Below are 15,946 nucleotides of genomic sequence, written 5' to 3'. Positions count from 1 at the left end.
CAGATTTATAATGAAAAATAAATTTATCCCAACAACGATTTATCCCTTACCGCTCCTTTATCCGCCGAGGTTGCAAAGTGGCCATAGACTTTCAATGCGAACGATACTTCACGTTGGCGGTTGGCTGGTTGCCAGCCTTTTTTATCCTGTTCGGCACGGCGTGCGTCCTGTTCAGCTTGCGGTACAACGAGTTCGATTGAGCGGTTTGGAATGTCGATCTCGATTTTATCGCCGTCTTTGACTAAGCCGATTAAACCACCTGCCGCAGCTTCTGGTGAGCAGTGGCCGATAGACAAGCCCGATGTACCACCGGAGAAACGGCCGTCGGTCAGCAAGGCACAGGCTTTGCCTAAGCCCATTGATTTTAAGTAGCTGGTTGGGTAGAGCATTTCCTGCATACCCGGGCCGCCTTTCGGGCCTTCATAGCGGATCACGACAACGTGTCCGGCTTTGACTTTACCGCCTAAAATGCCTGCAACCGCATCTTCTTGGCTTTCAAATACAATCGCTTCACCGGTGAATTTGAGAATGCTCTCGTCCACGCCCGCTGTTTTCACGATACAGCCGTCAAGGGCGATGTTACCTTTCAGCATCGCTAAGCCGCCGTCTTGGCTGTAAGCAAACTCTTTCGAACGGATACAGCCGTTTTCACGGTCGTCGTCCACCGTATCCCAATGGGTATCTTGCGAGAAGGCTTTGGTGGTACGAATGCCCGCCGGCCCTGCACGGAAGAATTTATGTACGGCTTCGTCTTTGGTTAAAACGATGTCGTATTTGGCGATCTGCTCCGCCATACTCATTCCCAGCACAGTACGGGTTTGGTTGTTGAGCAAGCCGGCACGATCCAGCTCGCCCAAAATCGCCATAATACCACCGGCACGATGCACATCTTCCATATGGTATTTTTGCGTGTTCGGCGCCACTTTGCTTAGGCACGGCACTTTGCGGGAGAGACGGTCGATGTCTGCCATGGTGAAATCCACTTCCGCTTCTTGTGCCGCAGCGAGTAAGTGCAGCACGGTGTTGGTTGAACCGCCCATTGCGATGTCTAAGCTCATTGCATTGTCAAAAGCTTCTTTGGTGGCAATTGAACGTGGGAGAACGGAATAGTCGTCCTGCTCATAGTATTTTTTGCACAGTTCCACGATTTGTGTGCCTGCGTCTAAGAAAAGTTGTTTACGGTCGGCGTGAGTGGCAAGGCACGAACCGTTGCCCGGCAAGCTCAACCCTAAGGCTTCGGTTAAGCAGTTCATTGAGTTTGCGGTAAACATACCCGAGCAAGAACCGCAAGTCGGGCAAGCGGAACGTTCGATCTGCTCGCTCACTTCGTCCGATACATTTGGGTTCGCCCCTTGGATCATCGCATCGACCAAGTCTAATTTGATGATTTGGTCGGAAAGTTTGGTTTTACCGGCTTCCATTGGGCCGCCCGATACAAACACGGTTGGAATGTTCAAACGCATGGCTGCCATTAACATTCCCGGTGTGATTTTGTCGCAGTTGGAAATACAGACCATCGCATCGGCACAGTGGGCATTGACCATATATTCCACACTATCCGCAACCAAATCACGGCTCGGCAGCGAGTAGAGCATACCGCCGTGCCCCATGGCGATACCGTCATCAACCGCAATGGTGTTAAATTCTTTCGCCACACCGCCGGCTTTTTCGATCTGCTCGGCAACCATCTGCCCCAGATCTTTTAAGTGAACGTGGCCCGGTACGAACTGAGTAAAGGAGTTCACCACCGCAATAATCGGCTTGCCGAAGTCGTTTTCTTTCATTCCTGTGGCACGCCATAACGCACGCGCGCCTGCCATATTGCGACCTTGCGTTGAAGTCGCTGAACGTAATTTAGGCATAATCTCTCCAAATTTTGAATGTTGTGTTTGCTATGAATTGAGTTATTTTACTTGAATTTAAGAGGCTACGGTAATTTTTTTACAAGCGGTCAGATTTATAAAAAATTTTACAAAACTGTGAGTTATATCACATCGAAAACTCTTAAATTTAAGTATGCTATTAATATTACTATCACAGGAGGAAACTATGTTTAAACAACTTCAACAGGTCGGTAAAGCGTTTATGCTGCCGATTGCGATTTTGCCGGCGGCGGGTTTGCTGCTCGGGATTGGTGGGGCGTTGTCGAACAAGGCAACGGTGCAAGCCTACCCGATGTTGGATAACCCGACCTTGCAAGGCATTTTTCAGATTATGGCGTCTGCTGGAAGCGTGGTATTCGGCAACTTGGCGTTGCTGCTCTGTATCGGTTTGGGGATTGGCTTGGCGAAACGCGATAAAGGCGTGGCAGCGTTGGCGGCGGTGGTCGGTTATTTGATTATGACCGGCACGATTGCCGCCCTCATTCCGCTGTTTTCACCCGAAACCAAAGGAATTGATACGGGCGTGATCGGCTCGCTGGTGATGGGCTTGATCACGGTAAAACTGCATAATAAATACCACAACATTCAACTGCCGCAAATTCTCGGCTTCTTCGGCGGGTCGCGTTTTGTGCCGATTGTGACGGCATTTGCAGCGATCTTCGTCGGTGCGGTATTCTTCCTGATTTGGCCGACCTTCCAAAACTGGCTGGTCTCCGCCGGGCAGGGCATTGCGCAAATGGGCGAAATCGGCACGTTTTTCTACGGTTTCCTGATGCGTTTGAGCGGCGCGGTCGGCTTGCATCATATGATCTATCCGCTGTTTTGGTACACCGAACTCGGCGGCACGGAAGTGGTGAACGGCGAAACCATTATCGGTGCACAAAAAATCTTCTTCGCCCAGCTTGCCGACCCAAATCATCAAGGCTTATTTACCGAAGGGACACGCTTCTTCGCTGGTCGTTTTGACACCATGATGTTCGGCTTACCGGCAGCCTGCTTGGCAATGTATCACGCTGTGCCGAAAGCCCGCCGTGGTGCAGTAGGCGGCTTGTTCTTGGGGGCGGCATTGACCTCATTCATTACAGGCATCACCGAGCCGATTGAGTTTATGTTCCTGTTCGTTGCTCCGTGGCTCTATGTGTTCCACGCCTTCTTGGACGGCGTGTCGTTCTTTATCGCCGACCTGCTGAACATTTCCATTGGGAACACCTTTTCGGGCGGTGTGATCGACTTCACCCTGTTCGGCATTTTACAAGGCAACGAAAACACCAACTGGATTCGTGTGGTGATGGTCGGCTTACCGTGGGCGGCACTCTACTACTTCTCGTTCCTGTTCCTGATCAAAAAATTCAACGTGATGACACCAGGGCGGGCGGAAGATGTTGAAGAAGCTAGCGAACAACAAACCAGCTCGCTGACCGAAAATGCCCATAAAATCATCGCCGCACTCGGCACAGCAGCCAACATCGAGAATGTCGATGCGTGCATCACCCGCTTGCGTGTAGCGGTCAAAGACGTGAAAGCAGTCGACAAAGCCACCCTCAAAAAACTCGGTGCGATTGACGTACTCGAAGTCGGCGGCGGCGTACAAGCCGTGTTCGGGGCAAAAGCGGTGTTGTATAAGAGTGAAGTGAATCAGATTCTTGGTCGAGAAGATTAAGAAGAAGTATACAAGCGGTTGATTTCTTTCAAAAAATTGCAAATCATTCACTAAATATAGCCGCTTATAATATAAATTATAGTAAAAGGGCTAATCAATAAGATTAGCCCTGCTTTCATTAAAAATGGATTAATTAAAATTTCACCCCGAAACCCGCAAATAATACAACAGGATCAAGTTTTACTTTTACTTCGTGTTGCATATCCTGAGTTACAGTCGGAGTCTTAAATTTCGCTGTTGTTTTGATACGAGTGTACCAAGCCGATGCATTAAAATAAATGTTATCAGTTAATTTAACATCTACCCCTAAGTTCGCTACCGGACCAAATGAATGCTTTTTAACATTTAAGTCTGTTACTGCCGGATGAACAGATTTAGCGTGGTAGAAACGTGTATAGTTCAAACCTGCACCAATATAAGGCTTCACTGTTGCAGTTGGCTCAAAGAAATAGTATTGAGCGTATAAGCTAGGCGGTAAGTGTCTTAATCTGACTACTCTACCTAAGTCTGAATTTGGAGCTAATGCCGGAACATTCGCATTAATTTTATGTGAGAATGGTGTTGCACCTAATAATTCAATACCCACATTATCTGCCAACATATAAGTTGCAGTTAAGCCTAACTGAGTGTTGTTTTTAACTTTTAAGTCAACCTGTACCGGAGATGTTGTTTTAGAACTTGAATTCGCCTTAACATGCACAGCACCGGCACGGAACATTACATCACCTGCTTGATGAGCCATTGCTGAACCAGCTAATAAAGCCCCACCTAAAATAATTGCTAAAGTTGTTTTTTTCATTTTCATATCCTCAAAAAATAATTAGATTACCTATAACGAGGTAAACTTTAGTGAAGTGTAAATGAAGTGAAATAAAAATGAATTGATATTTATCAAATATTTAACATTAAACTACCTAATAAACATTATTTTTGTGATCTCTTTCACATTTTTACTTCAAAATATTCTCGAAATTAAAAATACAGCTCAATTGACTTTGCTATGTTATTCCAAAGTTGAACTCTCTGTCCTGCTGCTAAATGCTTTCATCAACTTATCCACTTTCTGCGCATTGCGGGCAAAGCCTCGGCAACGAGGACATATCATTAAATGAATTTTCAACTGTAACTGCTGTTTAAAATTGAGTTTCTGCTCGCAAGAAAGAGAAATCAGCTCGGTGGTTTCTTTACAATTTAACACCTTACTCTCCAAACCATTTTTGGCTTAAACAGACCTGTAAACGCAATCTTGATCGATAGAGCAACGTATGTACATTTGCCACTGAAATCTCACACTCTGTACAGATTTCTTCTGTTTCCATTTCTAAATGAGTACGCATCATAAACACTCTGGCTTGATTTACCGGTAAATTATTCAGACAAAACTCAAATATCTGCCAGAATTGAGCGGAGTAAATAGCACTATCAATGCTTTTCCATTCACTTGATACATACACATCATGATCCCAAGTTCCATTTTCATGAAACAGTTTCTCACTCAAATCCTGCTCATCTTGCTCAATTAGCTCAGATACCGTCACTAATTTGCTCTTAGCTTTGATTAAATCGACAATTTTATTTTTTAAAATAGCAAAAACCCACGTTTTCAACGCACTTTCACCTTTAAAAGAGTCAGCATATTTATAGGCACTCACAAATGCTTCTTGGACTACATCTTCAGCAAGTTCGTTGTTTTTTAAATATAAAAAGGCAAATTTCACCATTTGTAAACGTAGATCTTCCAGTTGCTTAGGAGAAATTTGCCATAAAGACGGGTGGGACATATACAGATCCTTTGGTAAAAATTGGAGGAATTGCACTACTTAAATTTAGATACTTTCTCCTGCATAGCTATTAATTTCTACTCTTAGAAAATAGGGGCAGAAATTAATAAGAGAACGTATTGATTGTAAATTTAACCTTCATCTGCCTTAATTGAAGAGGGATACAACACTTCCGCTTCAACCCATTTGTCCCACAACCGTCTTAATACTGTTTTCAAATTTGGATCTTGATTGATAAATTTACTCAATTCCGCCAATAGGCCGTTTAGTGAATTTGCGCTTTCTTGCAACGAACTAAGTAGAAAAAAATCCAGCTCTTCTAAGCACTTATAGTAGATACCAAACGCCGCATCACGCCAAATCAGCACATTAGTTGGCTCAACCTCAAACTGCTTAAACTCACTACGGATAAAATTGACATCATATTGGCGTAGCTCAGCAGCACCGGAAAGTTGCATTACAGTATTGTTATCCCATTCAAACTCTGCCGGTACATTTGCCATTGAGACTTCTGTCTGTAGCTGTGCGTTTTCAAAGTCCATTAGGGCAAGTAAGTGTGGTTCAAAACAGGCGTATTCTTGGCAAAAATGTAAAAACTCACTGGCAATATCTTGAAAATACGGCGAGTGGGCTTTGCCCTCCTGTACGAATTTTTCTTTAACATCACGCCATTGCTCAGCAGAAATATGCCGAGGCAATTCCACATAACAGCAATCAATAAACCCTAACGTATTATTGCGCACCAAACGGGCATATACGCCCAATCGCTGTGGTGACACGTTACCACGCATTAAACTTACATTGTTGTAGCGGATAGCATTAGCAAACTCGGCTTGAATCTCCTTTAACGAGCTTTTTTGCTCCTCAACCAGCTTAAGCGACATCTTTAAGCTCCGTTTTTGCATATTTTTTCTGTAAGCCTGCAATATGTTGAACTTCCTCAATCAACTCTTGGAATGGAGGGAAATTGAAATCACGCTCTAAAAGTGTTGGTGGAATGTATGGCAAACGTTCGTAAGTGTATTCCAGTAAATCCCACACCGTTTTTTGCACTGACTCGCCATGTGTATCCACCAACAAAGTCGGCAAATAGCGAAGTTCTCCTTTCACTATATTAAAAGACTCACCTTCGGTAATTTTCACCTCTTCTGCAGCATTATGATCCTCGTCGTGACCGGCAATATGAATATAGTTCACACGGTCTTTATCTACTTTATCGACAAATACAAATGGATCAAGAAGCCCATGATTGACACCATTTACATAAATATTGTTCACATCCAGATGAATGCCACAATCCGCCTCCTTTGCAATCGCATTAAGGAACTCCACCTCATTCATGGTACTGGTTGGTGAATGCAGATAGTAAGAGGTATTTTCCAGCGAGATCTGCATACCGAGATAGTCCTGAACCTGCTTAATACGGTTAGCAACATGCATGACAGCCTCATCAGTAAACGGCATAGGCAGTAAGTCGTACAAATGCCCCTCACACTCGCAATAACTGAGATGATCGGAGAAAAAGTGAGAGTTGTATTGCTGTTGCATTTTTTTAATGCCTTTGAGCAATTCCATATCTAACGGTGCCTGCCCTCCGAGTGAAAGCGATAAACCGTGAATAACCAGCGGAATTTTTTCTGCTACTTTATCGAAGTTATAACGTGCCTGACCGCCCATTTTGAGCCAGTTCTCCGGTGCTACTTCCATAAAATTAATAACACTGTTATCCGTTAAAGATAAAAAGCCATCCGACAAATCACGGCGATAACCTAAGCCTGCACCTGTAAATTTCAGCATTTTGTGTTCCTTTAATGATTTGTAAAAAAATAGGGAAAAACAACCGCTTGTTGCTTATTTCTCAACCCGACTAAGGGAGGAAGGGAGGAAGTGAGAGGGAAGGAATGAGGAGGAAAAAAATTACAACAAAATTGCAAGAAGGTAGGCAAATCTGCTAATTTTATTCTTCTCCCAGCCTTCCCCTTCAATGGATAGAGGAATCAGAGGTTATTTAGTCGCTCCACACTTCCCTTCGCCACATTTACCTTCACCTGCTTTTGACATGGTGTGTTTTGGTGAAGTAGCACCGCACTTACCTTCACCACATTTGCCTTCTGCTGATTTCGACATCATGTTTTTTGGTGCAGCTGCGCCACATTTACCTTCACCACATTTACCTTCTGCGGCTTTCATTTTCACACATTTACCATCTTTCATTTCAACACAGGCATCTGCTTTTACTGCCATAGTTTCTGCATTTACGGTTGTAGTTGCCATTGCTAATGCGCCAGCTAATGCCATTAAAGTTGATTTTTTCATTAAAAATTCTCCAAATTAAAGATTAAAGGAATTTCAACCAAGTTTTGGTTGGCGATTTTTTCTGTAATAGAAAATCAAGAGATAATGCACCTGCCCCCTGCATTAATAGAGGTACGAGCATCACTAAATAGATCAAGGCCATTTTGTAACCGTTGCTACACACGTTGTAACCTAAATCGGCATGAACGGCATACCAAGCTACTGAGGTTAAAATCATCAAACCAAGCGAACTAAAACGGGTAAATAGCCCCAGCACTAACAAGATTGGTAGGATAATTTCCGCACAGTTTGCCATTGCCCAGTTCAAATCCGTAGGTAACAGACTAAACGGAAACGGAAAACTGTCCTCAATAGAACTGAACCAGTTTTCGCCGTTTAACTTTTCTAAACCGGCCTCAAAAAATTCATAGGCAAGAAATATACGTAACACCAGTAAACCTATGCCGGGCATTACTATTGTTTTTGCACAGCATTCGGAAAATTGGGTTGAACAAGAGGACATAAAACGCTCCTAAAATAAATGAAAGTATTAGTTAGACGGAGCCGGCGGTAGGTTCTGACAAAAAATTTTTATTTTTCTAAACTAAAACCGTTAAATCTGGGTAAATCACCTATATTAATCGGCCAAAAATTTGCTAATGCATTAATTTTTGTGATCTTTTTCACATTTTTACTTGAAAAGTGCTTGACAAACACCATTTATAGTTTCGTTAGAGATTGACGCTAAATACCATTAGCTCAATGTGATAATCCATTAATAATGATATGGAGAAAATATGAATTTTGAAAAAATGACAACCAAGCTGCAAGAAGCATTAGCAGAATCTCAATCACTTGCTGTTGGAAAAGACAATCCGTATATCGAACCGGCTCACTTACTGTATGCATTGTTAAAACAAGATGGAGGCTCTATCGCTTCATTGTTTACTACATTAAATGTGAATGTGCCAACATTGATTCGCGAATTACAAACAATTTTAGACCGCTTGCCACAAGTTCAAGGCGGCAATACCCAAGTTTCACAACAATTAATTCGACTATTAAATCAATCTGACAAGCTTGCTCAACAATTTGGTGATAGCTTTATTTCATCTGAATTGTTTGTTTTAGCAGCTCTTGATGATAATGGCGATTTAGGCAAATTATTTAAAAAATTTGGCTTGAGCAAAGAAAAGCTGACACAAGCAATCAGCCAAATTCGAGGAGGGGAAAACGTGAATAATCAAAACGCAGAAGAAACCAGACAGGCTTTACAAAAATATACCATTGATTTAACCGAACGTGCCAAAGCAGGTAAATTAGACCCTGTTATCGGACGTGATGAAGAAATCCGCCGAGCGGTGCAAGTGCTACAACGCCGCACGAAAAACAACCCGGTATTAATCGGTGAACCGGGCGTAGGTAAAACAGCGATTGTGGAAGGTTTAGCCCAGCGTATCGTCAATGGAGAAGTGCCTGAAGGGTTAAAAAACAAACGAGTACTTTCCCTTGATATGGGAGCATTAATTGCCGGGGCAAAATATCGCGGTGAATTTGAAGAACGCCTAAAAGCCGTACTCAAAGAATTAGCTAAAGAAGAAGGACAAGTTATCCTCTTTATTGATGAAATTCACACGATGGTCGGTGCCGGTAAAACAGACGGTGCAATGGATGCCGGTAACTTATTAAAACCAAGCCTTGCCCGTGGTGAACTTCACTGTGTGGGAGCAACCACTTTAGATGAATATCGCCAATATATCGAAAAAGATGCTGCTCTGGAACGTCGTTTCCAAAAAGTATTAGTTGATGAGCCAACAGTAGAAGATACTATTGCGATTTTGCGTGGTTTAAAAGAACGTTATGAAATTCACCACCACGTACAAATTACTGACCCGGCAATTGTAGCGGCAGCAACGCTTTCGCACCGCTATATTTCGGATCGCCAATTGCCGGACAAAGCAATTGACTTAATTGATGAAGCGGCATCAAGCCTGCGTATGGAAATTGATTCTAAACCTGAGCCGTTAGATAAGCTCGAACGCCGCATTATTCAGCTCAAATTAGAACGCCAAGCGTTACAAAAAGAGGAAGATGAAGCCAGCCGCCAACGCTTAGCTAAATTAGACGAGGAAATGGCAACCAAAGAGCGTGAATATTCCGAGCTTGAAGAAGTTTGGAAAGCAGAAAAATCCGCATTGTTAGGCACACAGCACATCAAAGCCGAGCTGGAAAATGCCCGCATAGCAATGGATCAAGCCCGCCGTGAAAATGATTTTGAGAAAATGTCAGAATTACAATATGGCGTGATTCCAAACTTAGAAAAACAGTTACAAGCGGTCGAAAATGGCGAAAAAAATGCAGATGCCCAACTCCTTCGTACTAAAGTGACCGAAGAAGAAATCGCAGAGGTGCTTTCAAAAGCTACCGGCATTCCGGTTTCCAAAATGATGGAAGGCGAAAAAGAGAAATTACTACGCATGGAATCGGTACTTCATAGTCGTGTAATTGGGCAAAACGAGGCGGTAGAAGCAGTCGCTAACGCTATTCGTCGTAGCCGTGCAGGGCTGTCAGACCCGAATAAGCCGATTGGATCGTTCTTATTCTTAGGCCCAACCGGTGTGGGTAAAACCGAGCTTTGCAAAACCTTGGCAAACTTCTTATTTGACGATGAAGATGCCATGGTGCGGATTGATATGTCTGAGTTTATGGAAAAACACAGCGTTTCACGCTTAGTAGGAGCGCCTCCGGGCTATGTAGGCTATGAAGAAGGCGGCTATTTAACCGAAGCAGTTCGCCGTCGCCCGTATTCTGTAGTGTTGTTGGATGAAGTGGAAAAAGCACATCCTGATGTGTTTAACATTTTATTACAAGTATTAGACGACGGTCGCCTAACAGACGGCCAAGGCAGAACGGTCGATTTCCGTAATACAGTGGTGATTATGACTTCAAACCTAGGTTCACATCTCATTCAAGAAAATCCTGAATTGGATTATCAAGGAATGAAAGAAGTGGTGATGTCGGTGGTGGGGCAACACTTCCGTCCGGAATTTATCAACCGAATTGATGAAACGGTGGTCTTCCACCCGCTTGGTCAAGAACACATTCGCTCGATTGCCCGTATTCAGCTACAACGCTTAATCAAACGTTTGGCGGAACGTGGCTACGAAGTGACGGTAACGGATGCGGCAATCGACCATATCGGCAAAGCCGGATTCGACCCGTTATTCGGGGCAAGACCGTTAAAACGTGCGATTCAGCAAGAGCTTGAAAACCCGCTGGCACAGCAGATTTTAAGTGGTCAGTTATTGCCGAATAAAGCAGTAACGGTGGATTACCAAGGCGATAGAATTGTAGCAGTTCAATAGATAACAAGCGGTCTAAAAATGCAAAAATTTTGCAAAAAAAGACCGCTTGTATATTAAATATTTTCATAATGCCCTTCATTAACTTTCATCTGTTAATGAAGGGCTTTTGTTATCTGATTTTGCTATGATGAGCAAAATTTTGATAATCAAACTGAATAGGAGTGTTCAATGAGTAAACTATTTCCGGAAGCAACCACACGTCATCAAGCCCCTTATCGCAATGATATTGTAGGGAGCTTTTTACGCACCGATGCGTTAAAACAGGCAAGAGAAGATTTTAACCAGAAAAGAATCAGCCAAGAGCAATTACGTGAAGTAACTCGTGCCGAAGTTAAAAAATTAGTTGAATTACAAAAACAACATGGTGTGCAAGCAGTATCCGACGGTGAATTTAGCCGTACTTGGTGGCATTTGGATTTCTTAGCGGAACTCGATGGCATGGATTGGACAGAAACCGAAACCTTTAGTGTCAATTTCACCAGACATAAGCCTAAAGCTCAATCGGTAAAAATCGTGGGCGATATTGGTTTTTCCGATAATCACTCTTTTGTAGATGCCTACCGTATTTTAAAAGAAGCTGCCGGTGATTACCCAACAAAATTCACTATTCCTGCCCCCACAATGCTGCATATTATTTGCTGCGTGAGAGCGGAAGACTATCAACCATTACCGCAATATCAAGATGAACAAAAATTGTATGATGATATTGCTAATGCTTACATCAAAGCAATGCATAAATTCTATGATATGGGGCTACGTAATCTTCAATTAGACGATACTAGCTGGGGACAATTCTGTGCTGAGGATAAACGTAAAGAGTTTGAAGCAAGAGGCTTTGATTTGACCGATTTAGCAGAAAAATATGTTGCCCTCTTAAACCGTATTGTAGATGCAAAACCGTCTGATATGTCAATTACAATGCACATTTGTCGTGGTAATTTCCGTTCTTCATGGTTCTCAGAAGGCGGTTATGGACCGATTGCTGAAACCTTATTCGGCAAATGCCGTATTGATGGTTTCTTCTTAGAATATGATACCGAACGTGCCGGAACTTTTGAACCGCTACGTCATATTAAAGATCAGCAAGTGGTACTCGGTTTAATTACCTCTAAATTTGGTGATTTGGAAGATAAAAATGCGATTATCGCCCGTATCCAAGAAGCAGCGAAAATTGTGCCAATTAATCAGCTTTGTTTATCGCCACAATGCGGTTTTGCCTCTACAGAAGAAGGCAATATCCTCACAGAGAACGCACAATGGGCAAAATTACATTTAATTAAAGAAATTGCTGAAGAAGTTTGGGGTAAGTAATACTCTTTTATAAAAAAATAGCCAAGTCTAACTTGGCTATTTTTCATCTATAACCAGAACCAGTAACCAATTCCAGCAATCACTAGCATACAGAGTAAGTCGATTTTATAAGACTTGAGCATATCTTTTTGTCTAACCAAACCTGTTCCATAAACTATGGCATTAGGTGGCGTCCCTACAGGTAGCATAAAGGCACAAGATGCCCCTAACCCAATAATTAAGGCAAATCCAAGTGGGTTGATATTTAAAGCCTCTGCAATGGAGATAAAAATCGGCACAAGTAACGCCGCACTTGCGGTATTTGAAGTAAACTCAGTTAAGCTAACAATAAAAGCAGCAATAATCAAACACACAATAAAATAGTGCTTGCCTTCAATTAAAGAAATAATACCTTCTGCCATAATTCGGCTTGCCCCAGTATGGCTAAGTACAGCACTTAAAGTTAGCCCACCACCAAAGAGAAATAATATTCCCCATTCGGTATTGTCTTGAATTTGTTTCCAGCTCACGACTTTTGTTACACACAGCAATAAAGAAGCAACAAGGGCAACAATGCTATCAAAGCTCCCAATATTCGCTTTTAAACCTAAAAATGTTGAGATAAGAGGGTTAATAACACTACTTAGCACCCAGCAACACGCAATGAAAAGAAAAATACTCAGCGTAATAACACGTTGTTTATTAAATCCAATTTGCTCAAATTCAAACTCAAAATCTTGGTTAAATCTAGGCTTAAAAGTGATATATAAAATAAAGATGACTAATGGCAAGATAATCAACATAACCGGTAAGCCATACATCAACCAATCGGAAAATGTAAGGTGTAGCTGGGAAGCTGCAATCGCATTTGGCGGGCTTCCGACTAAAGTCCCCATTCCACCGATACTTGCACTATAAGCAATACCGAGTAATACGAAAGTATAAGTATTGCGTTCCGATTCTCTGTCCATTTTACTGAGAATACCTAATGCAAGAGGTAGCATCATTGCAGCCGTTGCAGTATTGCTCATCCACATTGATAAAAAAGCCGTAACTGCAAATAAATAAAGTACGGCAAGCAATAATTTTCCCTTTGCCAGTGCCATAATTTTATTTGCGATCATTTTATCAATTTTTTGGATATGCAATGCAGCAGCCAATGCAAAGCCCCCAAAGAATAAGAAGATGGTTGGATCAGCAAAGGCACTTAATGCCTCTTTTGAAGTAACTACCCCTAATGCAATTGCCAGTACAGGCACAAAAAGAGCAGTAATAGTAACGTGGACGGCTTCCGTGAGCCATAAAATAGCGACGAAAGCTAAAAGAGCCAGCCCTTTGGTTGGCTCAGGTTCAAAAGGTAATGCTTTAAGTAACACAAAAAAAAGAATGACATCAGATAGAAAAATAGCCATATCACGTCGATTCTTTTTAACTTGTTCTAAAATGAGCGCATTATTCATTTCAAATCCTTATATTTCATATTAATGGATAATATCTTATCTAAAATTACAACTTGCTATTAGAAAAATATACCAAGATATGAGGTAAATCAAAAAGATAGGGAATAAAAAAGCAAGCATTTCTGCTCGCTTTAGAAAATAAGTTATCAAATTACAAAAATAATTAAAATTAGACCGCTTGTAACGGAACATATTCAATGTCTAAATCTAATAAGGATTTAGCTAAGGCTTTTGTCATCGCTCTACTACTTAATGTGCCTTCTGCTTCTGCTAATACAATTCGCTCAACAGGCACATCTACCCGCCCTAAAAACAGGCGATAATTCAATGCACTTTGTAGCGGTAAAAAAGTTGGGTTAAAAGCGGCATTTTCCATATATTTGCCACAAATAATATGCTCACCCACTTGTAATGCTACTCCGCTAAATGTTTGACTGTAAGGAGCGTAAGATGAAGCCGCTGCCTGAATCGCCGCTTGTTCTAACTTATCACCTTTTACTTCAAACTGCTGAAAGTGTTCATAAAACAGCACTTTTTCAATATTTAAATCTTTCGGCCCAAAACTATCCGGCAAATAGCTATGTAATAAATTATTTTGACTGTGAGGTAAATGCACTTTTAAGTCAGCCGCACTGTTTAGCTCATTCATAAATTGACGGCAATGTCCGCACGGAGTGTAATTGACCACTATATCCGTAATCCGGCTTTCACCCGCCAAGAAGGCATGAGAAATCGCACTTTGTTCAGCATGAACAGATTGCTGCATACATTCACCGGAAAACTCTTGGTTTGCCCCAAAATAGAAATCCCCGTTTTTGCCGATCGCCACCGCACCAACATTAAATGCTGAAACAGGCGTCACCGCATAACAGGCTGCAACCGAAATACAACGCAATGCCAACTCAACAGCTGATAAATCAAATTGTTGGCATAACGCTTTAACATTGTCTGCTTTTAATTGCCCGTGGAAATTTTGTTTTTTCAACTGCTCAACAATCGCGTGGGTAACTTCATCGTTTTTGTCGGTTAATAACTTTTCAAAACGTGCCAAAATATGATTGTGAAAACTCATAATCCCTCCATTAATCTATTTATTATCATAAATCTGCCGACAAGCGGTCTGATTTTCTCAATTTTTTGCAAAGACTAAAGATGTCCCCGCTCAACAATCACGCCGACACTGCTAGCCTGTGCCACCGCTTTCGGTTTGTGTAGCTCAATGCGAATCCATTTCAGTCCATATTCTTTCTGCAATAAGTCCGCCAACTGATAGGCAACCGTTTCCACTAACTTAAAAGGTTGTGATTCCACAAAATGCAGTACTTTTTGTGAAACCTCTGCATAATTTAGACAAAATTGCACGTCATCTGTTTTTGCAGCTTGGGAAAAATCCCATGCCATATCAATATTAAAAACCAAACGTTGTTTAATTGTATGTTCCCAATCGTAAGCGCCAATAGAAGCAAATGCGGTCAGCTCCCGAATAAAAACTTTATCACTCATTTTTCATCCTGTTTTATTTTCTGAATTTCTGTAGAATATAGCACAAGATAAATTTAATCAGGAAAATTTATGAATATGATTCCCTATTTATTGATCTTAATCGCCTATTTGCTCGGTTCTATTTCAAGTGCGATTATTTTTTGTAAGCTAGCTGGCTTACCTGATCCAAGAGAAAACGGCTCACACAATGCCGGAGCAACTAATGTATTACGTATCGGCGGAAAAACTGCTGCGCTTGGTGTGCTACTATTTGATATATTAAAAGGCACTTTGTCGGTGGCTATGGGAATCTATTTTGCCTTAACGCCTTCTCAGCTAGGGTTTGTTGCTTTAGCGGTCTGCCTTGGGCATATTTTTCCGATTTTCTTCCAATTTCGAGGCGGTAAAGGAGTTGCCACCGCCTTTGGTGCCATAATACCGTTGAGTTTTATTGTAGCTGCTGGAGCAGTTGGCACTTGGCTGATAATTTTTCTACTGTTTGGCTACTCCTCATTAAGTGCGGTAATGGCAGCCTTACTTTTACCTTTTTACATTTGGTGGTTTGAGCCACAATTTACCTTTCCTGTTGCCCTAGTATGCTGTTTGTTGGTTTACCGCCATCACGATAATATTCAACGACTCTGGCGTGGACAAGAAGACAAAATTTGGGATAAATTTAAGAAAAAGCCAGCATAACAACCATATAGGGCAAAATAGGCATAGTGAATTC

Annotated in this window: 15 protein-coding genes; 4 read left to right on the top strand and 11 right to left on the bottom strand. The window is 41.9% G+C overall.

Going from position 1 to position 15,946, the window contains the following annotated elements; genetic code table 11:
• Positions 1 to 23: 23 nt before the first annotated feature.
• Positions 24 to 1,862 (bottom strand): dihydroxy-acid dehydratase, encoded by a 1,839-nt coding sequence (gene ilvD, locus A6B41_RS03775; protein ID WP_027074948.1) that lies wholly within the window; start codon positions 1,860 to 1,862, stop codon positions 24 to 26.
• 187 nt (positions 1,863 to 2,049) lie between these two features.
• Between ilvD and A6B41_RS03770 the strand changes: the two genes are divergently transcribed.
• A complete protein-coding gene (locus A6B41_RS03770) occupies positions 2,050 to 3,543 on the top strand; it encodes a PTS transporter subunit EIIC (protein ID WP_027074949.1) in 1,494 nt (497 codons plus the stop codon).
• 133 nt (positions 3,544 to 3,676) lie between these two features.
• On the opposite strand, the gene A6B41_RS03765 is transcribed toward A6B41_RS03770, so the two are convergent.
• The 7 genes from A6B41_RS03765 to A6B41_RS03735 form a co-directional block, all read right to left on the bottom strand.
• The gene (locus A6B41_RS03765; RefSeq protein ID WP_027074950.1) at positions 3,677 to 4,342 is read right to left on the bottom strand and encodes an OmpW/AlkL family protein; all 666 of its coding nucleotides are present in this window, start codon (positions 4,340 to 4,342) and stop codon (positions 3,677 to 3,679) included.
• Positions 4,343 to 4,546: 204 nt separating this feature from the next.
• Positions 4,547 to 4,741: a zf-HC2 domain-containing protein gene (locus A6B41_RS03760; protein WP_027074951.1), complete on the bottom strand. Its 195-nt coding sequence runs from the start codon at positions 4,739 to 4,741 to the stop codon at positions 4,547 to 4,549.
• A 1-nt stretch (position 4,742) separates the two neighbouring features.
• Positions 4,743 to 5,324: a sigma-70 family RNA polymerase sigma factor gene (locus tag A6B41_RS03755; protein WP_027074952.1), complete on the bottom strand. Its 582-nt coding sequence runs from the start codon at positions 5,322 to 5,324 to the stop codon at positions 4,743 to 4,745.
• Positions 5,325 to 5,455: 131 nt separating this feature from the next.
• The gene (locus A6B41_RS03750; RefSeq protein WP_027074953.1) at positions 5,456 to 6,208 is read right to left on the bottom strand and encodes an HvfC family RiPP maturation protein; all 753 of its coding nucleotides are present in this window, start codon (positions 6,206 to 6,208) and stop codon (positions 5,456 to 5,458) included.
• On the bottom strand, positions 6,198 to 7,118 hold the full coding sequence (locus tag A6B41_RS03745) for an HvfB family MNIO-type RiPP peptide maturase (protein WP_027074954.1): 921 nt from the start codon (positions 7,116 to 7,118) through the stop codon (positions 6,198 to 6,200). Before A6B41_RS03745 ends, A6B41_RS03750 begins: the two co-directional genes overlap by 11 nt.
• 210 nt (positions 7,119 to 7,328) lie before the next feature.
• Positions 7,329 to 7,640, bottom strand: a complete 312-nt coding sequence (gene hvfA / locus A6B41_RS03740; protein WP_027074955.1) for an oxazolone/thioamide-modified RiPP metallophore HvfA — start codon at positions 7,638 to 7,640, stop codon at positions 7,329 to 7,331.
• Positions 7,641 to 7,662: 22 nt separating this feature from the next.
• The gene (locus A6B41_RS03735; protein WP_050436804.1) at positions 7,663 to 8,142 is read right to left on the bottom strand and encodes an HvfX family Cu-binding RiPP maturation protein; all 480 of its coding nucleotides are present in this window, start codon (positions 8,140 to 8,142) and stop codon (positions 7,663 to 7,665) included.
• Positions 8,143 to 8,416: 274 nt separating this feature from the next.
• Here A6B41_RS03735 and clpB point away from each other — a divergent pair, with 274 nt between their 5' ends.
• Positions 8,417 to 10,984 (top strand): ATP-dependent chaperone ClpB, encoded by a 2,568-nt coding sequence (gene clpB / locus A6B41_RS03730; RefSeq protein ID WP_027074957.1) that lies wholly within the window; start codon positions 8,417 to 8,419, stop codon positions 10,982 to 10,984.
• A 168-nt stretch (positions 10,985 to 11,152) separates the two neighbouring features.
• A complete protein-coding gene (locus A6B41_RS03725) occupies positions 11,153 to 12,295 on the top strand; it encodes a 5-methyltetrahydropteroyltriglutamate--homocysteine S-methyltransferase (RefSeq protein ID WP_027074958.1) in 1,143 nt (380 codons plus the stop codon).
• Between the two features lie 47 nt (positions 12,296 to 12,342).
• Here the strand turns inward: A6B41_RS03725 and A6B41_RS03720 are convergent, their stop codons facing one another.
• The 3 genes from A6B41_RS03720 to folB form a co-directional block, all read right to left on the bottom strand.
• The gene (locus A6B41_RS03720; RefSeq protein WP_027074959.1) at positions 12,343 to 13,734 is read right to left on the bottom strand and encodes a DASS family sodium-coupled anion symporter; all 1,392 of its coding nucleotides are present in this window, start codon (positions 13,732 to 13,734) and stop codon (positions 12,343 to 12,345) included.
• Between the two features lie 169 nt (positions 13,735 to 13,903).
• On the bottom strand, positions 13,904 to 14,806 hold the full coding sequence (cdd, locus tag A6B41_RS03715; RefSeq protein ID WP_050436805.1) for a cytidine deaminase: 903 nt from the start codon (positions 14,804 to 14,806) through the stop codon (positions 13,904 to 13,906).
• A 74-nt stretch (positions 14,807 to 14,880) separates the two neighbouring features.
• On the bottom strand, positions 14,881 to 15,237 hold the full coding sequence (gene folB / locus A6B41_RS03710; protein WP_027074961.1) for a dihydroneopterin aldolase: 357 nt from the start codon (positions 15,235 to 15,237) through the stop codon (positions 14,881 to 14,883).
• 69 nt (positions 15,238 to 15,306) lie between these two features.
• On the opposite strand from folB, the gene plsY reads away from it, so the two are divergent.
• The gene (gene plsY, locus A6B41_RS03705) at positions 15,307 to 15,912 is read left to right on the top strand and encodes a glycerol-3-phosphate 1-O-acyltransferase PlsY (RefSeq protein ID WP_027074962.1); all 606 of its coding nucleotides are present in this window, start codon (positions 15,307 to 15,309) and stop codon (positions 15,910 to 15,912) included.
• The last annotated feature ends 34 nt before the right edge of the window (positions 15,913 to 15,946 follow it).

Origin of the sequence: Mannheimia granulomatis, assembly GCF_013377255.1 — a bacterium.
Taxonomy (GTDB): Bacteria; Pseudomonadota; Gammaproteobacteria; order Enterobacterales; family Pasteurellaceae; genus Mannheimia; species Mannheimia granulomatis.
This window is presented reverse-complemented; position numbering and strand designations above follow the sequence as displayed.